Source organism: Parazoarcus sp. PS-13 R2A (genome assembly GCF_057621855.1).
The window spans coordinates 17708-40892 of the sequence record NZ_JBYEXN010000019.1; the positions used below are offsets into that span (position 1 = coordinate 17708).

Below are 23185 nucleotides of genomic sequence, written 5' to 3' on the forward strand. Positions count from 1 at the left end.
GCAGATGCGTGCCTGTCCGGAAAGTTTTTCACACTCGCCTTTCCCGCCCGCCCCACTGGCGCTGAGGACACGGACCAAGCACGGCCTGCGCGGTCAGACCACCTCAAGCCCCGCCTCGAATGCCTCCGCAGCCCTCCGGAAGTCGCTGCGCTGACGACAAGCCTTTGCCATACTGCCATCGCTTGTCGTACCCTCCAGCCCCGCTTCCGCATACGCTGCGCCCGCAATCCGGCGCGCTTCCGCCATGTCCGTATTCACGCTGATCGTATTCAAACTCGCCGCCGGCCTGCTTCTGGACCGGCTGTTTGGAGAAGTGCCCCGCTACCATCCGCTGGTCGGCTTCGGGCGCTGGTCGAATGCTGTCGAAGCCAGGGTCAGAGCCTGGTCTGCGTCCCGCCTGGCGGGCATGCTGGCGTGGCTGCTTGCAGTTGGCCCCTGGGTTGGACTGGCACTGCTCGTGCGCGACGTGCATCCGCTGGCGCACTGGCCGGTCGACATCGCCTTGCTGTACTTCGCGCTCGGCGGGCGCAGCCTCACCGAACACGCCGAAGCCATCGCCCTGCCGCTTGAGGCAGGCAACCTCGATGAAGCACGCCAGCGTACAGGCTGGATCGTGAGTCGCGACACCAGCGTACTCGATGCCGAGGGCGTGGCCCGTGCGGGCACCGAATCCGTACTGGAGAACGGCAACGACGCCGTCTTCGGCGCCCTGTTCTGGTTTCTGCTCGCCGGCGGGCCCGGCGTGCTGCTGTTTCGCCTCGCCAACACGCTGGACGCGATGTGGGGCTACCGCACGCAGCAATACCTTCGTTTCGGCTGGGCCGCCGCCCGCATCGACGACCTCCTCAACGCGCTTCCCGCCCGCCTCACCGCGCTCACCTACGCCGTGCTTGGCCGTACCCGCCAGGCGCTTGAGTGCTGGCGCAGACAGGCGCCTTCCTGGGATAGCCCCAACGCAGGACCGGTGATGGCCGCAGGCGCGGGAGCGCTCGATCTCAAGCTCGGTGGTGCAGCGATTTACCACGGACAGGAAGAGCTTCGCCCTCAACTCGGGGAAGGCTCTGCGCCCGATGCGCGCGCCATCCGCGCGGCTGTCAGCCTGGTCCGTCGCGGCATCCTGCTGTGGCTCGCCGTCGCCGGCCTGATCGCCCTCGCGCTGGAACGCCTCCATGCTTGAGCACGGCGGACGGCTGCGCCGCGCCGCCTGCGACTACGGGATCCCGCTGCAGGACTGGCTCGACCTCTCGACCGGCATCAACCCCACGCCCTGGCCTGTGCCCGAGATTCCGCTGTCCGCCTGGCACAGACTGCCGGAAGACGATGATGGCCTGGAAGCGGCTGCGGCGGACTATTACGGCACGGACCAACTCCTTGCCGTCGCCGGCTCGCAAGCCGCAATCCAGTCGCTCCCGACGCTGATCCCGGGGGCTCGCATCACAATCCCCGGCCCGACCTATGCGGAACACCCGCACGCGTGGCGGGGCACCACACTGCAACGGATCGACGCGAGCGTTGGCAGCATCGACGCCGCCATCGATGCGACCGACGTGCTCGTGCTGGTGAATCCGAACAACCCCTCGGGCGAACACTACGACCGTGCGCAACTGCTGGCGTGGCACCGTCGCCTTGCGTCTCGTGGCGGCTGGCTGGTGATCGACGAAGCCTTCATCGATACGGCGCCGTCCAACAGTCTCGCCGCCGAGGCTGGGCGCCCCGGCCTCGTGGTGCTGCGCTCGATCGGAAAGTTCTTTGGGCTGGCCGGCGCCAGAACCGGTTTTGTACTCGGCCCGCGGGAACTGCGCGCAGCACTCGCAGAGCACCTGGGACCATGGGCCGTCAGCGGCCCTGCCCGAATCGTCACGCAGGCTGCGCTGCGCGACCACGCATGGCAGGAAAGCGCCCGCACCCAATTGCTCGCGCAGGGACAACGCCTTGCTGCGCTGCTGCACGCTGCCGGCTTTGGCAACGCCCGCGGCCCAGCCCTGTTTCAGTGGTTCGAACACCCCGATGCAGACACACTCCGCCATCGGCTCGCCACGCATGGCATTCTTGTGCGGCACTTCGATTCGCCTGCGAGCCTGCGCTTCGGACTCCCTGCGCGCGAAGCCGACTGGCAGCGACTCGCCGACGCCCTGGACACACCGGGCATCAAGGATCTCTCAAGATGAAAACCGCCCTACGCCTCATCGCAGTTGCCTGTGCCACATCGAGTCTTGCTGCCGTCGCTGCCGATCTCCGCATCACCGATGACACGGGTGCAGCGCTGCACCTGAAACAGCCGGCCCAGCGCATCGTCAGTCTCGCACCACATCTCACCGAACTGCTTTTTGCCGCAGGCGCCGGAAGCAAGGTCGTCGGCGTGGTGTCGTACAGCGATTTCCCGGAGGCCGCCAAGGCACTCCCCCAAGTCGGCAGCTACACCAACGTCGACATGGAGGCGCTTGCAGCGCTCAAACCCGACCTGGTGGTGGCATGGAAGAGCGGCAACCGCAATGCCCACCTCGATCGCCTGTCCGCGCTGGGCATCCCGGTCTTCATCAACGAACCGCGCAACCTTGACGACGTGGCGCGCGCACTGGAGACCTTCGGCGAACTCGCAGGGACATCCGCCGAAGCGCGCACTGCAGCAGCGCGCTTCCGTGCGCGCCTGACATCACTGCGCAGCCGCTACTCGACGCTGCCGCCAGTGCGCACCTTCTATCAGGTCTGGGACCGCCCGTTGATGACGATCAACGGCGAGCATCTGATTGGCGACGTCATCCGCCTGTGTGGTGGAGAGAACATCTTTGCCGATCTTCCCCAGCTGGCACCGACGGTGAACGCGGAGTCGGTGCTGGCGGCCAATCCGGAAGCGATCGTCGCCAGCGGAATGGGAGACGCCCGCCCCGAATGGCTTGATCAGTGGCGCCGCTGGCCGAGCATTTCCGCTGTCGCGGGCGACAATCTGTTCTTCATCCCGCCGACGATCATCCAGCGGCATACGCCGCGCATCCTGGACGGCGCCAGTCGTCTGTGCGAGCAGCTCAACGAGGCGCGCCGGCGCCGCCCCCAGAACCCGCTCAAATAAAGCGCGTCGCCTCTTCGAGTTCGTCATGCGTTCGCGCATGGCTCAAGGCGCTGACAAACTTGCGCCAGGCCAGGTCGGCATGGTCGATGCGAACCAACGCAATGCGTTCGTCGTGCGAACCGAGGCGAAGAATGGTGACCTTCATCCTGCTGCGGTCCGACGCACCCAGCTCGATCGAGACCTCGCCACTGACGCCAACGGGCAGCTTGCGCTCCGATCGCACCCGAAAGCCGGATCCCGAGCACTCGAACACCTTCAGCGGATAACGGCGACGCAGGCCAGGCAGGCCGGCACTGAACTCACCCGGACACATGACCGGAAACCGCCTGTGCGTGCGCCTGCGCATTTCCGAGCGCGGGGTGTCGTCGGGCACCAGCGGCAGACAGCGCTTGTACTCGGGCAAGTCGTAAATCGAGTGCAGCAGCAGCAGTTCCCCCATGCGCAATCCGGCAAACACGCGCGTGCGGACGTTGAAGAAATGCTCGATCAACTCCGGCGTCATCACAGGGTCAGTCGTCGTATAGAAACGCTTCTCGGGAAAGCGGATATTGGGGACGGTCGTTTCGGTGAAATACCGGAACAGATTCTTGGACGCCGGCATCCGCCCATAGCGACGTTGATACACCGCCGGGGCTGCAGCGAGATCCAGGTGCGCACCCACCGCCGGCGCGCCATTGACGAAATCGTAATGCGCCACGGTGTGCTGAGCCAGACGGCGAAAACACAGCACCGACTCGTAGAAGCCGGCATGCCGCGGGTTCACTGCAATGACGAGGTGACGGGTATCGAACTGGCGCGTCGCATACTCGTACATGAATTTCATCAGCGGCAGCAGGATCTTGCCGCTTACCGATCGAAAACGCCGGTCGATGGCGAGCGCCGACACCTCGGCAACATTCCCGCCCGCCTGCCTGACCCCACCCAGATCGAAGATGCGCTGCATCGGAAAACCCAATGCGCTCTCGCGAATCAGCGACAGCGTGCCTACCACGCGGTCTCCATAGCGACACAGGAGCGTCGAGGTCGTGGGCAATGCGTGATACACCGTGACCCGCATGGCCGAGGGGTCCGCCGTCATGAAGCCGGCGTCGACATATGCGTCGTGCAGCAGATGGAAACAGGCTTCGAGCTCCTCGCGCGTCTCGGCCAGCTTGAACACCATCTTGTCGGAGAGTTCGGCGTCGCAGCGAATGAGCTTGCTGTATGCCGAAAAACGCCACTTCTCCGGCAGCAGGGGGGCGCACCGCCGAAACAGTCGTTTCCCCAGTTCAATCATGTGTTTTTTCATCGACGCTGCACGCCTGTGGCGAAGGACTTGGCTTCGGCCTACTGTTATCTCCGGCTGAAAGCATAACGCGCCGGCGCGCGCCCAAAGACGACACCGGTCAAAAAAACCGTTGTTGGCCGAGCAGCGTGGATTTTGAGAGCGACGATGGAGAGCGACGAGGGCGCGCAGCTGCGGCGCAGGTCGTCCCGCCTTAGCTGGCGGGTGGCAGCTTCAGCAGCCTGGACAAGCGCGCGAACGCCTAGTCACGGCTGCTGCGCCGGGCGCGCGCGTACTGGCTGCGCCAGCCCGAACGGACGTCCTGCCACCATGCGTGATCGAACACCCACGCCAGCGATGGCAGAAGGGGCGCAAAGTAATGCCTCGCGGCCGACGGACGGTCGACCTGGGCTGCGCGCAGCGGAACCCTCAACGCGCTCAGACGCTGATGCAGCGACGGATGAAATGGCAGGGAGACGTCTTCCTCGTCATCAAGCAGCACCGCGGTGACAGCGCGCACCGATGCCGGCCGCAGGAACCCGGTCTCCACACCCAAGCCCATTTCGCGGTAGGGGCGGATGCTCGGTCGTGCACGGCTCTCGCTTTGTGCCATGACCTTGGGCCAGTAATCCTGACGCAGGAAGCGCTCCTTGAGCGTCACCTCGACCAGGGTCTCTCCGAGAAGCCCAGCCCCGACCAGCTTCGCCGCAATGGCGTCAGCCTCGAACTCTTCGATGCGCGAGAGCCGCAGCATGTCACGGTAGAAGCGGCGCAAGAGGCGATCGGCCAGGGTTTCTACGATGGGCATGCTCTCGCACATTGCGTCGAGCACACGAAACCACCATGCCCGCACGTGTGCGCCGAGCTTTCCGAGCCCTTTGCGCTGCAGGGCAAGGTGGGCGAACTCATGCGCCATGACCGCCGCAAGCTGCGAGCGCGAAACGCTATGCACCAGCGGCAGCCCCAGCAGGAGGTGAGACTCAATGCGGCCCACGCAGCCCCAGCGCGCACGCTGCAGCACTGTCGCGTTCGGGTCGCGGGTGATCCACACACGATCAATTGGATCGGCACCAAGATGGCTGCCGATATCGTCCATCAGGCAGTAAAACTCGGGGGCCGCATCAGGCGGCAGGAGAATGCCCTCGGGCTCGGGGGCAGGCACGTAGAAGATCGTCGTCAGGCGAGCGCACAGATACGCGGCACACACCGCCGCCAGACTCGACGCCACCGTGGCCAGTGGATCCCCCTCGTTAAGGGTCTGCCAGCTGTGCATCAGCGCAAGCACCACAGCGCAGAAGGCAAGCATCATCAGCGCCCCCACTGCCGACAGCCCCGCAAACGCGATCAGCCCGAGCCGACGCGCAAGGCGTGGTCGCAAATCGAACAGGCGGGAACGAGGCACGTACATGGGGGCACACTCCGGCGACAGCCGTTAGGCGGGCTTGAATATACACGTTGTCAGCAGGGGGAGATATTCAACGAAAGGCTTAGGAAGCCTCATGCAAAGGGAGGAAACCCTCTGATTTCAGTGAATTCTCGCTTTCCGCGCCTGAACAATCTATAGTGAGCGGCTGTTGCGTGCCCGACCAATCGGCCGCAGCACTTTCCAACGACCATTTCAGGTCACGAATCCCGCCCGCCTCGATTGGTGTCGTACGCCCTGCGCACGACAGGCCGTCGCTGGAGCATTTTCTCGCATGAACACAGAATCAAACTTCGCCAGTCTCGGACTGGCAGAACCCTTGCTGCGCGCCATTTCGGAAGCCGGCTACACCACGCCGACGCCGATCCAGGCCCAGGCCATTCCGCAGGTGCTCGCCGGTGGCGACCTGCTCGCCGCAGCGCAGACCGGCACCGGCAAGACCGCCGGCTTCACCCTTCCGGTGCTGCATCTGCTGTCGCAGACGCATGTACATCCGCACCCCAACGGCCGCCCGCGCTGCCTCATTCTCACGCCCACCCGCGAACTGGCTGCCCAGGTCGAGGAATCGGTCAAGACATACGGCAAGCACCTGCCGCTGACCTCGATGGTGATGTTCGGCGGAGTCAACATCAATCCGCAGATTTCAGCCCTCAAGAAACGGGTCGACATCCTGGTGGCCACGCCCGGCCGCCTGCTCGATCACGTCAATCAGCGCACGCTGGACCTGTCCGGCGTCGAGATTTTGATCCTGGATGAAGCCGACCGCATGCTCGACATGGGCTTCATCCGCGACATCCGCAAGGTGCTCGCACTGCTGCCGAAGAAGCGCCAGAACCTGCTGTTCTCGGCCACCTTCTCCGACGAGATTCGTGAGCTGGCCAACGGCCTGCTGCACAAGCCCGGCTGCGTCGAAGTTGCTGCGCGCAACACCACCGCCGAGCGCGTCGAGCAGGCTGCCTACATGATCGGGCAGAAGCAGAAGCGCGAACTGCTGGCGTGGCTGATCAAGGAGCGCCAGTGGTTCCAGGCGCTCGTGTTCACCCGCACCAAACACGGCGCCAACAAGCTGGCCGAATACCTGACCAAGCACGGCATCGAGTCATCGGCAATTCACGGTAACAAGAGCCAGGCTGCACGTACCCGTGCGCTGGCACAGTTCAAGGACGGATCGCTGCCGGTCCTGGTTGCCACCGATATCGCCGCTCGCGGCCTCGACATCGACCAGCTGCCCCAGGTGGTGAACTTCGAACTGCCGAACGTGCCTGAAGACTACGTGCACCGCATCGGCCGCACCGGCCGTGCCGGCGCTGCCGGCCACGCGATTTCGCTGGTCGACCGCGAAGAGCTCAAGCTGCTGACCGCAATCGAACGCCTGATGCACCGCAAGGTCGACCGTGCCACGGCCGAAGGCTTCGTGCCCAGCGCCACGGCAGAGCAGTCTCATGACGAAGATCAGCGCCGCGATCCGATGCAGCGCCGCGGTGGCGGTGGCGGTCGTAACAACAACGAACAGCGCAGAAGCAGCGCGCCCGCCGGACGCAGCGATCGTCCCGGCGGCCGTGGTCCCGCAAACGGTGGCCAGCCCGGCAGCCGTGGCCCGCAGCGCGCCCGCCCCGAGGCGGACGGCAATCGTGCCCGTCCCGCGCCGCGCCAGGCCGGTGAAGTGGACGGCAATCGCGCCGCCCCCAGTCGCGCCGAACCCAACGGCAACCATGCGGGCAACCGTGGCCGCAGTGAAGTGAATGGCAATCGCGCGCCGCAGCCGTCCGACCGCCGCAATACCGCACCGCGCGCAGCGCTGTTCTCCGCCAGAACGGGGAACGGCAATCGCTGATCATTGATCCGCGCTGCACGACACGTGAAGAAGGCCACCGCAAGGTGGCCTTCTTTTTTTGGCACGAGAGTATTCAATCAGCCGAAGATGGCCACACGTTCTCGGACAATACGTCCTCGATCGGCATGCGCTCGGCCCATTTCTCGATCTCCAGCATCGGCTTCGGGTAAAAGGCCTCGACGTGGCCGATACACAGCACCGCAACCGGGCAGGCGCCTTCGGGCATGGACAGCAGCGTCGCAAGCTTGTCCGGATCGAAGATCGACACCCAGCCCATGCCAAGCCCCTCTGCGCGCGCCGCCAGCCACATGTTCTGAATCGCACAGGCCACCGAGGCCAGGTCCATTTCGGGCAAGGTCCGGCGCCCGAACACATGCTTCTCGCGCCCTTCGGCAAGGGCGACCACCAGCACCTCGCCGGCGTCGAGCACGCCTTCGACCTTGAGCTTCATGAAGTCTTCCGCACGCTCGCCAAGCGCCTCGGCAGTGGCAATCCGCTCTTCCTCCACCAGCGCGTGCATGCGCTCGCGCAAGGCGGGGTCGGTGATGCGGATGAAGCGCCAGGGCTGCATGTAACCGACACTCGGTGCATGGTGGGCAGCCCACAGCAGTCGCCGCAGGACCTCAGGATCGACTGCATCCGGCAGGAAGTGGCGCATGTCACGACGTTCGGCGATCACGCGATAAACGGCAGCGATCTCCGCGCTAGAGAAGGCGAGCGAAGCAGTGTTTGAAGGCATGAAATCAGGACTCCGGCAAGCAGGGCTGCAGTGTAGCGCACCGGTGGCCACACACCTTCCTTCCACCCGCTTGCCGTAAGGACAGCTTGCAAATACCCATGAACCTCGACTAAGCTCCGCCCCACATTCGATCCGGGTGCCTTGTCATAAAGTCTTATGACGGGTGAAACGGGAAGTCCGGTGACGCTGATCGCACATGCGCTCAGCCACTCCGGCGCAGCCCCCGCTGCTGTAAGCCTGACGAATCCGCTGCAACACAGATGACCACTGGGTTTCTTCCCGGGAAGGTCGGCGGATGAGGAAGATGGTGAGCCAGAAGACCGGCCCGATCGAGATGAAAGAGATGTGAATCCCGGGGTGAGGGTTCGATCCGACTGCTTGGTCGCGGCCGTATTTTCTTCGTGCGCCTCCATGCCAGCCGCATTCGATATTCGTTTTGCGTAGCCGTTCGCACGTTCATGGACTGCCCATGCGCGCTTTCGCCTGCCTCCCCGGCTTCAGGTCGCCAGCCAAGCACACGAGGGGAGTTCTTCATGCATATCGAACCGGGTTACGTTTCCACCGCCAAAATCGCTGCCGCCAACATCGCAGCCACCGGACTGCTTGCCAGTCACGCCCTGCCGCTGCTGCGGCAACCGCAACTGATCCTGCGCTCGCTGCTCGCCGCGCTGTTCTTTTCGGTGTTCATGCAGAGCTTTCACCTTGCCGTCGGTCCGTCCGAACTGCATTTCCTCGGCGCGATGCCGATGTACCTGATCCTCGGATTCGTGCCCACGCTGCTTGGTTTCGGCATCGGTCTGGCCTTGCAGGGGCTGTTCTTCGAACCCACCGATCTTGTCCATCTCGGTATCAACACCCTGTCGCTCGCGGTGCCACTGATGCTGGTGCACCACACCGTCGGCAAGCGCTTCGACAGCCTCAGGCTGCGCAACATCATGAAGCTCGACGCCGTGTTCTACGCCGGCGTGACGTCGATGGTCGGATTCTGGCTCACCATTGGCGAAGTGGCCACGCCGCTTGCCGACTGGGCTGCCTTCGCGATTGCCTATGCTCCGCTGGTCGTTCTCGAACCGCTGATCACCTTCAGCCTGATCCGCCTGCTGCAGCCCTATGCCGCCAGCCCGGCGATGAAGCTGTGCACCACCCTGCGGGCAGGCTGAGCACATGGGCGTCATCTGGTTCGTCGGCGCCGGCCCCGGCGACCCCGACCTGATCACGGTCAAGGGTCGCGGGCTGCTCGAAGAGGCGGGCGCAATCCTTTTTGCCGGGTCGCTGGTCGACCAGGCTGCCACGCGCTTTGCCCCACCGGGTTGCGAGATTCGCGACTCCAAGGACATGACGCTGGAGGAGATGAGCGCATGGCTGCTCGACGCCTGCGCCCGTCATGCAACGGTGGTGCGCCTGCAGACCGGCGACCCCGGGCTGTATGGGGCGCTGGCGGAGATGACCCGCCCGCTCGACGCCGCCGGCGTGCAGTGGAAGGTCGTGCCGGGCGTATCTTCGGCGATGGCCGCCGCGGCTGCGGCAGGCGAAACCCTGACCCTGCCTGAAGTCACGCAAACCGTAATTCTCACCCGCGTTGCCGGGCGCACGCCGATGCCTGCGGGCGAAGAGCTCGAGGCGCTGGCAGCGCACCGCAGCACCTTGTGCATCTTTCTGTCGATCACGCTGCTGCATGAGGTCCAGCGTGCGTTGCGCAGTGCCGGATGGTCCGAGGACGCACCCATCGTTGTGGTGCAGAAGGCCAGCTGGCCCGGCGCCGAGAAGATCGTGCGCGGCACGCTCGCCGACATCAAGCGTCGCTGCCAGGACGAGAAGATCGCCTCGCAGGCCATGATCATCGCCAGCCCCGCGCTGGGCGCGCGCGACTGGGCCGGTATCGCCCGCTCCAAACTCTACGACCCCGGTTTTTCACACCGTTTCCGCAAGGCCACCCTGATGCAGGACGACGGCACGGAAAGCGCAACCACCGAGATTCCGTCATGAACGATCACACCATCCTCCTCGTCGGCCATGGTTCGCGCAATCGCGAAGGCAACCGCGAGATCCTGCAGTTCGCCACCCAGTGGCAGGCGCGCCACCCGGGCTGGCGCATCGAAGCCTGCTTCATCGAACATGCGGAAGTCCTGCTCGACGAGGGCCTGGACCGCGCCGCCCGGAACGCACGCCGGGTCACCGTCGTACCCTTCATTCTCAACGCAGCGGGCCATGTGAAGATGGAACTGCCGGCGGCAGTATCGCGTGCCCGCGCCCGCCATTCTGAGGTGGACTTCGTGTGCACCCGCCACCTGGGCATGGGCCGCGAGATGCTCGCCGTGCTCAAGGGCCAGCTCGACCGCCTGCTGCACCAGCTCGCCACCCCGGACCCGCGCACCACCGGCGTCATCCTGCTTGGCCGCGGCTCGTCCGATGCCGGTGCCAATGGCGAGCTTGCCCGCATGACGCGCTGGGTGTTCGAAGACTACGACCACGATCTGGTCGACCTCGCCTTCACCAGCATCACCTGGCCGCGGCTCGAAACCGTGGTTCAGCGCCAGATCCGCCTTGGCATGATGCAGATCTGCATCGTGCCGGTGTATCTCTTCAGCGGCGTGCTGATGGACCGCATCAAGGCCCAGACCGAACGCCTGCAAGCCCAGTTTCCGCACATTGCCTTTGCCCTCGGCACCCATTTCGGCTTCGACAAGGGCATCTTCGACCTGCTCGACAGCCGCATCGGCGAGTCGGGCGCCGCAGAAGGCGGCCTGCTCGAATGCGACGGCTGCAAGTATCGCCTCGCCGCTGAAGCCGAACATCTGCACGACCACAGCCACACCCAAGTGCATGCCGCGCATTCGCAGGGTCACGCTCATGAACACCACCACGACCATGCACCCGCCTGAGCTCAGCGTCCGGAACTCGACCATGACCACCAACACCGTTACCGAGCAGCTCACCGCCGCGGGTCGTGCCATCGAGCATGATTCCTTTGCCGTCATCGACGCCGAGGTCGTCCGGCACGACTATCGCCCCGAGCAATGGCCCATCGTGCGCCGCATGATTCACGCCAATGCCGACTTCGACTTCAACGGCCTCACCGACTTTCATCCTGCTGCGGTCGAGGCGGGGCTGGCCGCCATCCTGAGGGGCGGAGCGGCGATCGTGGCCGATGTCGAGATGATCTGTGTCGGCCTGTCGGCGTCACGACTGGCGCACTTCGGCATGCATGCCCACCAGTTCATCTCCGACGCTGACGTCATCGAGCTCGCCAAGGCGGAGAACACGACGCGTGCGGTGCAGGCGATGCGCAAGGCGCACCGGCAAGGCCTGCTAGACGGTGCGCTGGTCGGCATCGGCAACGCGCCCACCGCGCTGATCGAGATCGTGCGCCTGATCCGCGAAGAAGGCGCACGCCCGGCGCTGGTCGTCGGCATGCCGGTCGGTTTTGTCTCCGCCGCCGAATCCAAGGACCTGATGGCCGGGCTCACCGAAGTGCCGTGGATCGTGATCCGCGGGCGCAAGGGGGGCTCGACGCTGGTGGTCGCGGCACTGCATGCACTGCTCGGACTGGCCGAAGCACGCCAGCTGCAGCCCGCGCAAGCCTGAACACGCCATGGCAGCCGGTCACACGCTCCCCGAGAAGGTTCGCAAGGGTGATCCCAAGCGCGACCGCGGCAACCGCACCGGCTTCTCGACCGGCGCCAATGCCGCGGCCGCAGCCACGGCGGCCACGCTCGGACTGGTGCAGGGCGTGGTGCCCGAGGCGGTCGAATGCGTGCTGCCGAACACCCTGCGCGTGCGCTTCAACATCTGCGACGGCCGCGTGACGCATCACCCGGAAGGCGACTGCGCGCACGCGGTCTCGATCAAGGACGCAGGCGACGACCCCGACGCCACGCATGGCGCCCAACTCACCGCCGACGTGCGCCGCATCATTGGCGGGGGCGGTGCCATCATCCTCAAGGGCGGACCCGGTGTCGGCGTCGTCACCAAGCCCGGCCTCGGGCTCGATGTCGGCGGCCCCGCGATCAACCCTGCACCACGACGCAGCATCACCGAAAACGTCGCCACCGCAGGCGCAGCCATTCTGTCCGCGGGCGACAGTCTTGAAGTCACCATCTCGGTGCCGGGTGGCGAAGAGATGGCCAAGAAAACGCTGAATGCCCGGCTCGGCATTCTGGGCGGCATCAGCATTCTCGGCACCACCGGCATCGTCCGCCCGTATTCCACCGCAGCCTTTCGCGCGAGCGTGATCCAGGCTGTGGATGTGGCGGCGAACCAGGGCCAGGCCTCAGTGGTATTCACCACGGGCGGCCGCACCGAAAAATGCGCGATGCGCGAGTTTCCGCAACTCGACGAAGCCTGTTTCGTGCAGATGGGCGACTTCGTCAAGGCCGCGTTCACCACCGCGCTCAAGCACGACATGCAGCACATCATCATCGGCGCGATGGTGGGCAAGCTGACCAAGATCGCCCAGGGCCTGTCGGTGACGCACGCGTGGCGCGAGGAGGTCGACCGCGACCTGATCGCCGGCGCCGCCGCCGAGGTCGGCGCACCAGCCGATCTGATCGAGGAGATCCGCGCCGCCGAAACCGCCCGCTTCGCTGCCGAACGTCTGGCCGAGCTCGGCCTTGCCGTGGCCTTTCACCGCGCGCTCGCTGCCCGCGCCATCCGCAGCCTGCGCGAGCGCTACCCAGGCCCCCACCGCCTCACCGTGCTGGCCTGCAATTTCGAAGGCGTGCCGATCGTGACCCTGAACGAAGAAGAACTGATGGAACCCGCTCATGCCTGAAAACCAACGCCCGCTGTGCAGCGTGATCGGCGTCATCGATGACGGCTGGGCCAGCCTGTCCGCAGCCGCCCAGGCACGACTGCGCGCCGCCAGCGTTCTGATCGGTGCTCGGCGCACGCTTGATCTGGTCGCGCCCTTCCTGCCCGAAGACACCGAGTGTCTCGACATGGATGGTGCGCTGTCGCAAACGCCAGGATGGATCGCCAGCGCGCTCGATGCGGGCAGACCGGTTGCGATACTCGCCACGGGCGATCCGCTGTGTCACGGCATTGCCCGCTTTCTGATCGGCAAGCTCGGTGCCGGCGCAGTCGAGGTCATGCCCGCGCTATCGACCATTCAGCTCGCCTTCGCCCGCCTCAAGAAGCCGTGGCAGGACGCGCGTATCAGCTCCTGCCACGGTCCCGATGCAGGCGAATGGCTCGGTGACGAATCGACTCCTGGCCCGACACCGGCACACGGCCTGTACAAACTGGTGCGCGCGGTCGCCAGCCATCCGCTGGTCGCCACCTTCACCAGCCCGCACAACAGCCCGGACCGCATCGCCCGCGCACTGCTCGCCGCCGGCTATGGCGACGATGCACACGAAAGCATCAGGCTCTCAGTCGTCGCCAGCCTGTGCCACGCGGACGAAGCCGTCTTTGCCGACCTCACCCTTGCCGACGCAGCCACCCGCCGCTTTCCTGCCCCCAACGTCGTCATCATCGAACGTGTCGGGCGGACCGGCGACGAGCACGCACCCACACGCTACCCGCCCGACCTCGTCTCAAGCATTCCGCATACCGCACCGGTGTTCGGCTTCGACGATCTCGATTACGTACAACGCACGCCCGAGAAGGGGCTGATCACAAAGCTCGAAGCACGTGCGGTTTCGCTCGCCCGCCTCGGCCTGCGCGCCGACAGCATCGTGTGGGACATCGGCGCCGGCTCGGGCTCGGTCGGACTTGAGGCCAGCCGCATCGCTCACCTCGGCCACGTGTGGGCAATCGAGAAGAACAGCGGCGATGCCGCCAACGCCCGCGTCAATGCGCGACGCATGCGCGCCAGCAACTACAGCCTGTTCGAGGGCAAGGCGCCCGCCGGCCTCGATGCCTGGCCTGCTCCCGACGCGGCCTTCATCGGCGGCTCCGGCGGCGAACTGGGCGAGCTGATCGCACTGGCGCTTGCCCGGCTCAAGCCCGGCGGGCGCCTGGTGATGAACTTCGTCACCTTGGAAAACCTTGCCCTCGCCACCCAGACGCTTCAGCAGTTGGGCGCCACCTGGGACGTCACCATGCTCTCAGCCGCGCGCAGTCAGCCGATTCTCGACATGCACCGCCTCGCTGCCCAGAACCCCGTTTGGATCGTCAGCGCGCAGGCTGCAGACCGTCCATCAGACCCCGCAGGAGGCAACACCCATGAATGACGTACGCACCACCGCGCTTCAAGCACCGCCCCCTTCTTGCAGCTTCGGCCGCCTGATCGGCGTCTCGCTCGGCCCCGGCGACCCCGACCTCATCACCCGCCGCGGCTGGGCGGCACTGCAGTCAGGCGCGCGCTGGGCCTACCCGGTCAAACGCGCCGAGGAGACTTCATACGCACTGGGAATCGCCCGCCGTGGCGGACTGACGATTCCGGACGACGCTGCAGAACTGGTCTTCCCGATGACGCGCGACGCCACCGCGCTGGCCAAGGCATGGGCGCGTGCCGCGAGCCGCACGGTCGAGCTGCTGGCGAGCGGGCGCGATGTGGTTTTTCTGGTCGAGGGCGATGCCTCCACCTACTCCACCTTCCGCCACCTTGCACGCGCAGTGCGCGAGCTGGCGCCTGAGGTCGCAGTGGAGACCATCCCCGGCGTCAGTTCATTTGCCGCGGCCGCCGCCCGAGCGGATGTGGCGCTGGCCGAAGAGGACGAGACCCTGGCCGTCATCCCGGCGGCCTACGGCGTGCCGGTAATCGACCATCTGCTCGACGAGTTCGACACCCTGGTGCTGATGAAGGTCAAGCCGCTGCTGGACGAAGTGCTGGACCTGCTCGAACGACGCGGGCTGATCGCCACCAGCTGCTTCATCGAGAAGGTTGGCTCACCCGAGGAGCGGGTGGTGCGCGACATCGCCAGCCTGCGCGGGGAGAAGGTGAATTACCTGTCGCTGCTGCTCGTGCAGAACCCGAAGCGCGTCCGCGGAGAACTGCGCCGCGGCTGTCGCAAGAGATCAGAGGGCTCGGATATCACTGCAGCAGCAGAGGCCGCCACGTGAAGCGAAGCTCGCTGATCAGTGCCACGCTCTACGGGGGGCTCGCGTGAAGCGCTTACCCGAGGTATTCGGCCATCGGGCAGACGCTCGCGGCCTTCGGCTTCCCGGCTCGTCAAGCGCCGTCGGGGCGGCGATGCAAACTCGCTCGCTACGCTCACTCAGACATGCATCGCCTTGTTTCCCCGCCGCCGCCTGCCGAACCGGCGCTCACGACAGCCCGCTGGCCGAACACCCCGGCGCGCTCCACGCAAGCCCCCCTGCCGCGTTCAATCACCACCACCTGAAGAACGACCCCATAGAAGACGTTTACACATGACCCAACACCTCCCCTTCCCCAATAACAAAGTCGCCGTCGTCTCGATCACCCGGCACGGCATTGCGCTCGCCGGCAAGGTGGTGGCCGCCCTGCCCGGTGCCACCCTGTTCGCACCGGAGAAATTTCACCGCGAAGCCGAGGCGGCCGCACCGGGTGCCTTTGCCTGCTTCTCCGGCAAGACCGGTGACCAGATCCCGGCACTGTTCGCGGCTTTCGACGGCATCATCTGTATCGTCTCGCTCGGTGCGGTCGTTCGACTCATCGCACCGCATCTGAAGAACAAGGAAAGCGATCCCGGCGTCGTGGTGCTCGACGAAGCCGCGCGTTACGCCATCCCCGTACTCTCCGGGCACCTGGGCGGCGCCAACGCACTGGCCGGCGTGCTTGCCCAGACCCTTGGCGCACAGCAGGTGCTCACCACGGCCTCCGACGCCCGCGAAACCCTCGCGGTCGATCTGCTCGGTCGCGAACTGGGCTGGACCTTCGAGGCCAGCCATGACGAAATCGTGCGAGCCAGCGCCGCCGTAGTGAACGACGAACCGGTTGCGCTGGTACAGGAAACCGGCAGCACCGACTGGTGGACGCGTCACGCCAACGGTCGAAGCGGCGCCCTGCCCGCCAACCTGCACCGCTTCGATCGCCTTGAAGACATCGACCCGGATGCCTTCGGCGCCGTGCTGTGGGTCAGCCACCGCAGCCTGCCTGACACGCTTGCCGAGCGCTTGAGTGGCAAGAAAGTCATCTACCGCCCCACTGCCGCGAGCGTGCAGTGAGAGTCGCACTTGGACTCGGCTGCGACCGCGGCACTCCGTTCGAAACCCTCGCCCGTGCGGTCAATGAAGCGCTGGCGGCCGCCGGCGTCGGCCTTGACGCCGTCAGCGCCGTAGCCAGCATCGACCTCAAGGCAGACGAACCCGGCCTGGCACTGCTCGCAGCCGTTCACGGCTGGCGTATCGACTATCACCCGGCCCCCCGCCTCGCCGCGATCGCGGTACCCAACCCGTCCGAAACCGTGCGTCGTTACACCGGCACACCCTCGGTCTCGGAAGCCGCCGCGCTGCTCGCCGCCAGTGCAGGCCAGGACGCGCTGCTGGTCGAAAAACACAAGGTGCGCGGCACTGACGGCAAGAACGCCACCATCTCCATCGCAAGGATTACCGAATGAACACGACAACCGGCAAGGGCAAGATCATGCTCGTGGGCCTCGGCCCCGGCAGTCACGACCACCTCACCGCGCGTGCGCGCGCCGCCATCGCGGAGGCCGACACCATCATCGGCTACGTCACCTATATCAAGCTCGTCGCCGACCTGCTCGAAGGCAAGGAAGTGATCAGGAAGTCGATGACGGAGGAACTCGACCGCGCCATCGAATCGCTCGCCCGCGCCCGGCAGGGCAAGAAGGTGGCACTGATTTCCTCGGGCGATGCCGGTGTATACGGCATGGCGGGCCCGACCTTCGAAGTGCTGTTCCAGGCCGGGTGGACACCCGACTCAGACATCGAGGTTGAGATCATCCCCGGCGCATCTGCACTCAACACCTGCGCTGCGCTGGTCGGCGCCCCGCTCACGCACGATTTCTGCGCCATTTCGCTGTCCGATCTGCTCACCCCCTGGCCCACCATTGCGCGCCGCCTCGACGCCGTCGCCTACGCCGATTTCGTCGTTGCGCTCTACAACCCCAAGAGCGGGCGGCGCACACGCCAGATCGTCGAAGCCCAGCGCCTGTTCCTGCGCCACCGCCGGCCGGATACCCCGGTGGCGATCGTCAAGTCGGCCTATCGTCCAAAGCAGCGCATCGAGTTCACCACACTGGAGAGAATGAGCGAGTGCGACATCGGCATGCTCACCACCGTCCTCATCGGCAACTCGAACACCTTCGTGCGCGACGGCCTGATGGTGACGCCACGCGGCTACAGCAACAAGTACGACGTCGCCGATGGCGAGCGCGCCACCCGCAGTGGCGAACAGGCCGGGCGCTCGCTCAGCACCGGCCTCAACGGCTGGCTGGACTCCCTTCGCGCCAGCGATGAAACGCCCGCACAACTGGCAGCGCATTACAGACTCCCACTGGACTACATCGTTGCCACGCTTGCCGACCTGCCCCACACTGAGGCCGAGCCCGCCACCGAGGAAGGCCACTCATGAACAGCCACGACTCAACTGAAGAACCCGGTACAGGCGCCTTGGTCGAAAAGCCGAAGCTCGGCAGCTACCGCCGCCATCTGCTGGTATGCACCGGTCCGCGCTGCAGCGCCAACAGCGAGGTGCAGGCCGTGTTCGACAGCCTGGGCGAGCGCTTCAAGCTCGCGGGGCTGGACCAGGGCGAGCTGCGCGTGAAACGCACCCGGGTGTCCTGCTTTGCCGCGTGCAAGGGCGGTCCCATCCTGTGCGTGCAGCCTGATGGCGTGTGGTACTACAACGTCACCCCGGAAAACATGCAGCGAATCGTCGACCAGCACCTGGTGGGCGGCAAGGTGGTTACCGATCTCGTCTTTCACCAGGGCCCCACCGTTACCGCCTGACGCCGTTCAGCCCATACGCGCAGGTATGGAATATACGTATAATCCCCTATACAGACGCATATAAAAGCATTTGATAGGAGAGAGAGGGTGAGCATGCAGACGCTTTACGATCAGAAGAGGATGAGCCCGGCCGACGCCGTGGGCATGATCAGCAACGGCAACACCGTCGTGGTCCCGACCGGCGTTGGCGAACCGCCTGCGCTGCTGCAGGCGCTGTCCGACCGTCGCCACACGCTGCGCGATGTCGCCGTCAGCCAGATCTTGCCACTGCGCAAGTTCGCCTACCTCGACCCTGAGACCCATGCCAACATCCGGCATGACGCCTATTTCTTCGGCGGCGCCACCCGCGCAGGTGGGCAGTCGGGCTGGGTCGATTTCGTCCCCGCCTACTTTTCCGAACTGCCCATGCTGATCGACCGCGGGCTGACCCCGGCCGACGTGGTCATGACCATGGCTTCGCCCATGGACGAGTACGGCTACTTCTCGCTCTCGCTTGCGCCTGACTACACCATGGCTGCCGTGCGCAAGGCGCGCGTCATCCTGCTCGAGGTCAATCCGAACGTGCCCTACGCCAATGGCGACTGCCATGTGCACATCTCGCAGGTGTCCGGCCTGGTCGAAAGCGACGATGAACTGTTTGAAGTCGGCCTGCCAACCATCGGCCCGATCCAGGAAGCCATCGGCAAGCACGTGGCCGAGCTGATCGACGATGGCGCCACATTGCAGATTGGCTATGGTGGCATTCCCGACGCGGTCGTGATGCAGTTGCAGCACAAGCGCGACCTCGGCATTCACACCGAAATGATCGGCGACGGCATCCTGTCGCTGATCGAAAGTGGTGCCGTGACCAACCGCCGCAAGACCTTCATGCCCGGCAAGATGGTGGCCACCTTCGCGCTCGGTTCGCGCAAGCTGTATCGCTTCCTGCATCGCAACCCGATGCTGGAGATGCATCCGGTCGACTTCACCAACGACCCCTACATCGCAGCCCGCAACGACAATCTGTGCTGCATCAACGCCACGCTGCAGATCGACCTGCTCGGACAGTGCGGTTCGGAAAGCCTCGGCCACACGCCCTACTCGGGTACCGGCGGGCAGGTGGACTTCGTGCGCGCAGCCAACCGCTCGAAAAACGGCAAGGCCTTCATCGTGCTGCCTTCGACCGCAAAGAACGACACCATCTCGCGCATCGCGCCGGTGCTGTGCCCGGGCACCCACGTGACCACCAGCAAGAACGACATCAACTACGTGGTGACCGAGTACGGTGTTGCACAACTGCGAGGCAAGACCGCCAGACAGCGCGCGGAAGCGCTCATCGGCATCGCGCACCCGAACTTCCGCGAAGAACTGCGTGAGGCCGCGCGCAAGATGAATCTGGCTTGACGCTTGAACCGTGGGCCGTGACAGCTGCCCACTCGCAACATCTGATCGGAGACGCGAACGGAACACCCCGTTCCCGTCTCCGATCTGCTTTCCGCCTCACCCAGGGGCACCAACACCTGAACAGACATCTGCATGGAACGGGAAGACGCCTTAAAGACGTCAGCGATGTGACGCAACGCACATAGAGCACTTTTATTCGATTTCGGCGTTTTAACCAATAATGGATAATTTATCCATTGCCGGGGATATCCCCAACCCGATCGAACAGGAGCCCTCAACATGCGCATTCGCCCCCTCATTACCGCACTCGCACTCAGCGCCGGTGCGCTCGGTGCCAATGTCGCGCATGCAGACCTGATCCTGAATTTTCAGAACGTCCTCGCCGGCTCATCGAACGGCTCCATCAGCGTCATCTCCAACGGCACCATCAAGACCTCGACGGTCAGCGCCGGCATGATCAGTTTCAAGCAGAAGGCGCCGGGCGCAAGCGCTTACGACAACGATCTGCTCAACAGCTTCTGCATCGAACCCAAGACCAGCCTGCTGCGTGGCGACACCCTGTTCTCCACTGGCTCCCTCGCAGACCGCTTCGGTCAGCCGCAGCAGAATCTCATCTCGCGCCTCTACGACCTGCACTACGACACCGTAGGCAGCGTCGCCGGCGCAGCACCGGCATTCCAGCTCGCGCTATGGGAGATTGTGACGGACGGTGCCAGCCTGAGCCTGAGCGGCGGCAACTTCCTCACGACATCGAGTTTCGGCGGCGCTTTGACCATGGCCACGACCTGGCTGACCGAGCTCGCAACATGGAACACCCAACTCGGGAGCCAGCCCTACAGCTCCACGATGTACGACTTCGTCGCGCTGAGCGCAGGAAACTCGCAGGATCAGCTCACGGTCACGCGCCGTGCTCAGGACGTGCCGGAGCCGGGCGTGCTGGCACTGCTGGGGATTGGCGCCGTTGCAGCGCTGGCGCGCCGGCGCAGCGCCAACGTCTAGGACCCGAAACGCCATCACGCCGACGCCCCGCAAGGGGCGTTTCTCATTGATGAGCGGGACCGGATGAGGCGCAGCAGAATCTGACTGGCCAGTCTCCTGTCAGCCAGCGTCAACATTTGACATTCATAATCAGAAAACGTCAGTGCTTGACAGTCGCGCGTGACAATTCAAACCCGGACATTGAAACCAATTGGCGACACGATCGCCCCTGACATTCACAAAGAACACGCAAGTCACTGTTATTGAATAACAATCACAAATATATCCTGAACATCCCACTCCAGACCGAAGAACTGGCACAGCGCTTGCGATAGCTAAGCCAAGCGGGTCTTCCGTGTTGATCCATTCAGGAGAGAAGTCATGAAAAAAGTCCAACAAGGTTTCACCCTTATCGAACTGATGATCGTCGTGGCGATCATCGGCATTCTGGCTGCTGTGGCCATTCCCCAGTATCAGGATTACGTCACCCGCGCCAAGCTTTCGAAGGTCAACGTCGCCGTTGATCCGGTCAAGACCGCTGTCGCGATGTTCGCTCAGGAAAACGCCGGTGTCGGCACGATCCCGGCCAACGGCTGGACCTCGCTCGGTCTTGCAGGCGCTCCGACGGCAACGACCGAGGTCTCCGGCATCACTGTAACGGCAGCGACCGGCGCGATCGTGGCCACGCTTCGTAGCATCGGTACCGGCTACGATGGCACAACCGTGACCTACACGCCGACGGTTGGCAACTCTGCCGTGACCTGGGCTGTGACCTGCGGCTACACCCATGCCAACATGAGCAAGACCTTCGGTTGCTAAGCTTCACCAGCTAAGCGTCCTACCTCAAAGGGCAGGCTTCAGACTCTGAAGCCTGCCCTTTTTCCGTTCGTTTTTCCGCAAGTTCGTCGAGTTTCATTTTCGCAAACAGGACGCCCAGCGTCCGGGCCCGCTCATAATCTCGGCCCGCTGCAATCAGGCAGCCCATGCGCTCGAAAGAAAGACCTCTGCCGTAGAACGAAGCGCCCACCTCGTGCAGTTCAATTGCGTGGCTGAAGTCGGCAACGGCTTCCGGATAGCGCCCCAGCCTCACGTACGCCTCTGCCCGCTGCTCATAGGCCTGACGCACGCCCGGGCTCAGCGCGATGACCCGGTCCAGATCGGCAACCCCCTCCGCTATCCTCCCCGCCTTGATGCTCTGCAAGCCCCTGTTGAAAAAGATCCGGTCCGCACCCCGGACATCGGCAGCCGGCAGCTTTCTGGCTGCGTCGTCCCATGCAGACCATTCACTTTCCATGCTTTGCAGGCGATCCTCCGACAGGTAAAACAGCACGCCGCAGGCCAGCACTGTCAGCACCACAAGCCCCTTCACCGGCAACAGTCTCAGGAGAGAGGCAAGCACCATGACAAAGCCAGGCGCCCAGAGATAGCTGCGATAGAGGACAAAAGGCTCCTGAAACCGGACCGACGAGAACTCCACGAGAAACGAAATCCAGAAATACAGAATGCCGACGCCTGCGAGCTTCCAGCGTCTTGACACAAAGACGAGTGCAGCGCCGAGGAGCCCACAGGCCACGAACGCCACCAGCTTGAATACATCGGTCAGGCCCGGTGAGCCGCCAGATATATATGCCCTCAGATCAATGGACATGGCACCCGTATCGGGAACGATCCACAGATACCAGTAGCGGAAGAAGAACCCCGCCTGTGCCAGCGCACTGATCGACCAGCTTGATGCCGCCTTCCCGGCGCTGGCGTCAGCAAGCAGGTCGATTGCCACCTCTTGGGCACCGGGCTCAGCGACCGCCCCAACCAGCCCTTTCAGGGACAGAAAAACACGAAGCGCAGGCAATGCGCACAAGGCCAGATAGAGCACGGTGCGGGGAAGCGCCCCCGGTCTGCGGGCAGCGATGCCCAGCGCGCATGCAACAGCAGGCAGCAGGATCGCATGCTCTTTTGAGAACACCGCCATCGCATAGAACAAGGCCGAAACGACAACATCCCGATAGCGCCCGTCTTCAATGGCGCGCCAGTAAAAGAGCAAGGACAGCAAGGAGAACAGCGAGGCAAACAAGACCGTTCGTTGGACAAGGTAGGCAACACCGTAGACCGCGACCGGATGAACGGCGAACACGGCACAGGCTGCAATCGCCCCCCACACGGCAGTGCTGGGCGGCACTGAAAGATCAACTCTGGAGACCCTTGAGCACAGCGCAATCAGCACGAAGACATTCGCGAGATGCAGCATGAGGTTGAAAGCGCGCTGAACTTCTATGCTGTCGAAAATCAGCTGTATGAACCCGATGGTGAAGTACGGAAATGTCCGGGCATAGAAATCGAAGACATTCTGGGCGTGATCAAACACCCGCCCCCCCGCGAACAGGTTATGGTCATCAAACACGAGTGGGTTGGAAAAGAACGGGGCATAGAGCACGACCGTGAAGACTGCGACGAGTCCAAGCACCAGTGAGCGAGTCTTGTTCATTGTTTCATCATCCGATTACCTGACATCCCTGCGGCAAAAGTCTTCAAGACATGGAGCACAGCACCAGGCAGGCACTGCGGACGCAAGACGCACTCACGTGGGCACGCTGCCCAAACAGGGGAGAATACGACTTCGAGTTCCCAGCTTCCTTCCCGGAGAAAAGCGCTGACAGTCT

22 protein-coding genes and 1 riboswitch are annotated in these 23185 nt (G+C 64.4%); of the genes, 18 read left to right on the top strand and 4 right to left on the bottom strand.

Going from position 1 to position 23185, the window contains the following annotated elements:
• Window positions 1-244 precede the first annotated feature (244 nt).
• The 3 genes from cbiB to AC22G6_RS16415 are packed head-to-tail and all read left to right on the top strand — an operon-like array spanning window position 245 to window position 3067.
• Complete coding sequence (cbiB, locus tag AC22G6_RS16405) at window positions 245-1177, top strand: adenosylcobinamide-phosphate synthase CbiB (RefSeq protein ID WP_487367644.1); 933 nt, start codon at window positions 245-247, stop codon at window positions 1175-1177.
• The gene (gene cobD, locus AC22G6_RS16410; RefSeq protein ID WP_487367645.1) at window positions 1170-2168 is read left to right on the top strand and encodes a threonine-phosphate decarboxylase CobD; all 999 of its coding nucleotides are present in this window, start codon (window positions 1170-1172) and stop codon (window positions 2166-2168) included. The genes cbiB and cobD overlap by 8 nt, the downstream gene beginning before the upstream one ends.
• A complete protein-coding gene (locus tag AC22G6_RS16415; RefSeq protein ID WP_487367646.1) occupies window positions 2165-3067 on the top strand; it encodes a cobalamin-binding protein in 903 nt (300 codons plus the stop codon). Before cobD ends, AC22G6_RS16415 begins: the two co-directional genes overlap by 4 nt.
• Here the strand turns inward: AC22G6_RS16415 and AC22G6_RS16420 are convergent.
• Window positions 3060-4343, bottom strand: coding sequence for an N-acyl amino acid synthase FeeM domain-containing protein (locus AC22G6_RS16420; protein ID WP_487367647.1), 1284 nt, complete (start codon window positions 4341-4343; stop codon window positions 3060-3062). The two genes, AC22G6_RS16415 and AC22G6_RS16420, sit on opposite strands and share 8 nt — an antisense overlap.
• A 250-nt stretch (window positions 4344-4593) precedes the next feature.
• Window positions 4594-5739: a M48 family metallopeptidase gene (locus AC22G6_RS16425; protein WP_487367648.1), complete on the bottom strand. Its 1146-nt coding sequence runs from the start codon at window positions 5737-5739 to the stop codon at window positions 4594-4596.
• 289 nt (window positions 5740-6028) lie between these two features.
• Here AC22G6_RS16425 and AC22G6_RS16430 point away from each other — a divergent pair, with 289 nt between their 5' ends.
• Window positions 6029-7588, top strand: coding sequence for a DEAD/DEAH box helicase (locus tag AC22G6_RS16430; protein ID WP_487367649.1), 1560 nt, complete (start codon window positions 6029-6031; stop codon window positions 7586-7588).
• Between the two features lie 73 nt (window positions 7589-7661).
• Here AC22G6_RS16430 and bluB read toward each other — a convergent pair whose 3' ends face one another.
• Window positions 7662-8327, bottom strand: a complete 666-nt coding sequence (gene bluB, locus AC22G6_RS16435; protein WP_108949564.1) for a 5,6-dimethylbenzimidazole synthase — start codon at window positions 8325-8327, stop codon at window positions 7662-7664.
• Window positions 8328-8444: 117 nt separating this feature from the next.
• Window positions 8445-8670: riboswitch (cobalamin riboswitch) on the top strand.
• Window positions 8671-8860: 190 nt separating this feature from the next.
• Between bluB and AC22G6_RS16440 the strand changes: the two genes are divergently transcribed.
• The 14 genes from AC22G6_RS16440 (at window position 8861) to AC22G6_RS16505 (ending at window position 21347) form a co-directional block, all read left to right on the top strand.
• Complete coding sequence (locus AC22G6_RS16440) at window positions 8861-9487, top strand: energy-coupling factor ABC transporter permease (RefSeq protein ID WP_487367650.1); 627 nt, start codon at window positions 8861-8863, stop codon at window positions 9485-9487.
• Between the two features lie 4 nt (window positions 9488-9491).
• A complete protein-coding gene (cobM, locus tag AC22G6_RS16445; RefSeq protein WP_487367651.1) occupies window positions 9492-10313 on the top strand; it encodes a precorrin-4 C(11)-methyltransferase in 822 nt (273 codons plus the stop codon).
• On the top strand, window positions 10310-11209 hold the full coding sequence (locus AC22G6_RS16450; RefSeq protein ID WP_487367652.1) for a sirohydrochlorin chelatase: 900 nt from the start codon (window positions 10310-10312) through the stop codon (window positions 11207-11209). The genes cobM and AC22G6_RS16450 overlap by 4 nt, the downstream gene beginning before the upstream one ends.
• 22 nt (window positions 11210-11231) lie before the next feature.
• Window positions 11232-11912 carry a precorrin-8X methylmutase gene (locus AC22G6_RS16455; protein WP_487367653.1) on the top strand — a complete coding sequence of 227 codons (681 nt, stop codon included), beginning with the start codon at window positions 11232-11234 and terminating at the stop codon, window positions 11910-11912.
• Between the two features lie 7 nt (window positions 11913-11919).
• The gene (locus AC22G6_RS16460; protein ID WP_487367654.1) at window positions 11920-13098 is read left to right on the top strand and encodes a cobalt-precorrin-5B (C(1))-methyltransferase; all 1179 of its coding nucleotides are present in this window, start codon (window positions 11920-11922) and stop codon (window positions 13096-13098) included.
• On the top strand, window positions 13091-14500 hold the full coding sequence (cbiE, locus tag AC22G6_RS16465) for a precorrin-6y C5,15-methyltransferase (decarboxylating) subunit CbiE (RefSeq protein ID WP_487367655.1): 1410 nt from the start codon (window positions 13091-13093) through the stop codon (window positions 14498-14500). The genes AC22G6_RS16460 and cbiE overlap by 8 nt, the downstream gene beginning before the upstream one ends.
• On the top strand, window positions 14493-15332 hold the full coding sequence (gene cobI / locus AC22G6_RS16470) for a precorrin-2 C(20)-methyltransferase (protein ID WP_487367656.1): 840 nt from the start codon (window positions 14493-14495) through the stop codon (window positions 15330-15332). The genes cbiE and cobI overlap by 8 nt, the downstream gene beginning before the upstream one ends.
• Window positions 15333-15641: 309 nt before the next feature.
• Window positions 15642-16418: a cobalamin biosynthesis central domain-containing protein gene (locus AC22G6_RS16475; protein WP_487367657.1), complete on the top strand. Its 777-nt coding sequence runs from the start codon at window positions 15642-15644 to the stop codon at window positions 16416-16418.
• Complete coding sequence (locus tag AC22G6_RS16480) at window positions 16415-16810, top strand: cobalamin biosynthesis protein (protein ID WP_487367658.1); 396 nt, start codon at window positions 16415-16417, stop codon at window positions 16808-16810. The genes AC22G6_RS16475 and AC22G6_RS16480 overlap by 4 nt, the downstream gene beginning before the upstream one ends.
• Complete coding sequence (cobJ, locus tag AC22G6_RS16485) at window positions 16807-17790, top strand: precorrin-3B C(17)-methyltransferase (protein WP_487367659.1); 984 nt, start codon at window positions 16807-16809, stop codon at window positions 17788-17790. Before AC22G6_RS16480 ends, cobJ begins: the two co-directional genes overlap by 4 nt.
• Window positions 17787-18167 (top strand): (2Fe-2S) ferredoxin domain-containing protein, encoded by a 381-nt coding sequence (locus AC22G6_RS16490; RefSeq protein WP_487367660.1) that lies wholly within the window; start codon window positions 17787-17789, stop codon window positions 18165-18167. Before cobJ ends, AC22G6_RS16490 begins: the two co-directional genes overlap by 4 nt.
• Window positions 18168-18227: 60 nt before the next feature.
• A complete protein-coding gene (locus AC22G6_RS16495; RefSeq protein ID WP_487367708.1) occupies window positions 18228-19550 on the top strand; it encodes an acetyl-CoA hydrolase/transferase family protein in 1323 nt (440 codons plus the stop codon).
• A 279-nt stretch (window positions 19551-19829) separates the two neighbouring features.
• A complete protein-coding gene (locus tag AC22G6_RS16500) occupies window positions 19830-20549 on the top strand; it encodes a PEP-CTERM sorting domain-containing protein (RefSeq protein WP_487367661.1) in 720 nt (239 codons plus the stop codon).
• A gap of 360 nt (window positions 20550-20909) precedes the next feature.
• The gene (locus AC22G6_RS16505) at window positions 20910-21347 is read left to right on the top strand and encodes a pilin (protein ID WP_487367662.1); all 438 of its coding nucleotides are present in this window, start codon (window positions 20910-20912) and stop codon (window positions 21345-21347) included.
• Between the two features lie 19 nt (window positions 21348-21366).
• Here the strand turns inward: AC22G6_RS16505 and AC22G6_RS16510 are convergent, their stop codons facing one another.
• On the bottom strand, window positions 21367-23010 hold the full coding sequence (locus AC22G6_RS16510; RefSeq protein WP_487367663.1) for a tetratricopeptide repeat protein: 1644 nt from the start codon (window positions 23008-23010) through the stop codon (window positions 21367-21369).
• Window positions 23011-23185 lie beyond the last annotated feature (175 nt).

What these genes read in the sequence shown, in the direction of transcription:
- cbiB (WP_487367644.1), top strand. Translation starts at nt 245, where the DNA reads ATGTCCGTATTCACGCTGATCGTATTCAAACTCGCCGCCGGCCTGCTT.
- cobD (WP_487367645.1), top strand. Translation starts at nt 1,170, where the DNA reads ATGCTTGAGCACGGCGGACGGCTGCGCCGCGCCGCCTGCGACTACGGG.
- AC22G6_RS16415 (WP_487367646.1), top strand. Translation starts at nt 2,165, where the DNA reads ATGAAAACCGCCCTACGCCTCATCGCAGTTGCCTGTGCCACATCGAGT.
- AC22G6_RS16420 (WP_487367647.1), bottom strand. Translation starts at nt 4,343, where the DNA reads ATGATTGAACTGGGGAAACGACTGTTTCGGCGGTGCGCCCCCCTGCTG.
- AC22G6_RS16425 (WP_487367648.1), bottom strand. Translation starts at nt 5,739, where the DNA reads ATGTACGTGCCTCGTTCCCGCCTGTTCGATTTGCGACCACGCCTTGCG.
- AC22G6_RS16430 (WP_487367649.1), top strand. Translation starts at nt 6,029, where the DNA reads ATGAACACAGAATCAAACTTCGCCAGTCTCGGACTGGCAGAACCCTTG.
- bluB (WP_108949564.1), bottom strand. Translation starts at nt 8,327, where the DNA reads ATGCCTTCAAACACTGCTTCGCTCGCCTTCTCTAGCGCGGAGATCGCT.
- AC22G6_RS16440 (WP_487367650.1), top strand. Translation starts at nt 8,861, where the DNA reads ATGCATATCGAACCGGGTTACGTTTCCACCGCCAAAATCGCTGCCGCC.
- cobM (WP_487367651.1), top strand. Translation starts at nt 9,492, where the DNA reads ATGGGCGTCATCTGGTTCGTCGGCGCCGGCCCCGGCGACCCCGACCTG.
- AC22G6_RS16450 (WP_487367652.1), top strand. Translation starts at nt 10,310, where the DNA reads ATGAACGATCACACCATCCTCCTCGTCGGCCATGGTTCGCGCAATCGC.
- AC22G6_RS16455 (WP_487367653.1), top strand. Translation starts at nt 11,232, where the DNA reads ATGACCACCAACACCGTTACCGAGCAGCTCACCGCCGCGGGTCGTGCC.
- AC22G6_RS16460 (WP_487367654.1), top strand. Translation starts at nt 11,920, where the DNA reads ATGGCAGCCGGTCACACGCTCCCCGAGAAGGTTCGCAAGGGTGATCCC.
- cbiE (WP_487367655.1), top strand. Translation starts at nt 13,091, where the DNA reads ATGCCTGAAAACCAACGCCCGCTGTGCAGCGTGATCGGCGTCATCGAT.
- cobI (WP_487367656.1), top strand. Translation starts at nt 14,493, where the DNA reads ATGAATGACGTACGCACCACCGCGCTTCAAGCACCGCCCCCTTCTTGC.
- AC22G6_RS16475 (WP_487367657.1), top strand. Translation starts at nt 15,642, where the DNA reads ATGACCCAACACCTCCCCTTCCCCAATAACAAAGTCGCCGTCGTCTCG.
- cobJ (WP_487367659.1), top strand. Translation starts at nt 16,807, where the DNA reads ATGAACACGACAACCGGCAAGGGCAAGATCATGCTCGTGGGCCTCGGC.
- AC22G6_RS16490 (WP_487367660.1), top strand. Translation starts at nt 17,787, where the DNA reads ATGAACAGCCACGACTCAACTGAAGAACCCGGTACAGGCGCCTTGGTC.
- AC22G6_RS16500 (WP_487367661.1), top strand. Translation starts at nt 19,830, where the DNA reads ATGCGCATTCGCCCCCTCATTACCGCACTCGCACTCAGCGCCGGTGCG.
- AC22G6_RS16505 (WP_487367662.1), top strand. Translation starts at nt 20,910, where the DNA reads ATGAAAAAAGTCCAACAAGGTTTCACCCTTATCGAACTGATGATCGTC.
- AC22G6_RS16510 (WP_487367663.1), bottom strand. Translation starts at nt 23,010, where the DNA reads ATGAACAAGACTCGCTCACTGGTGCTTGGACTCGTCGCAGTCTTCACG.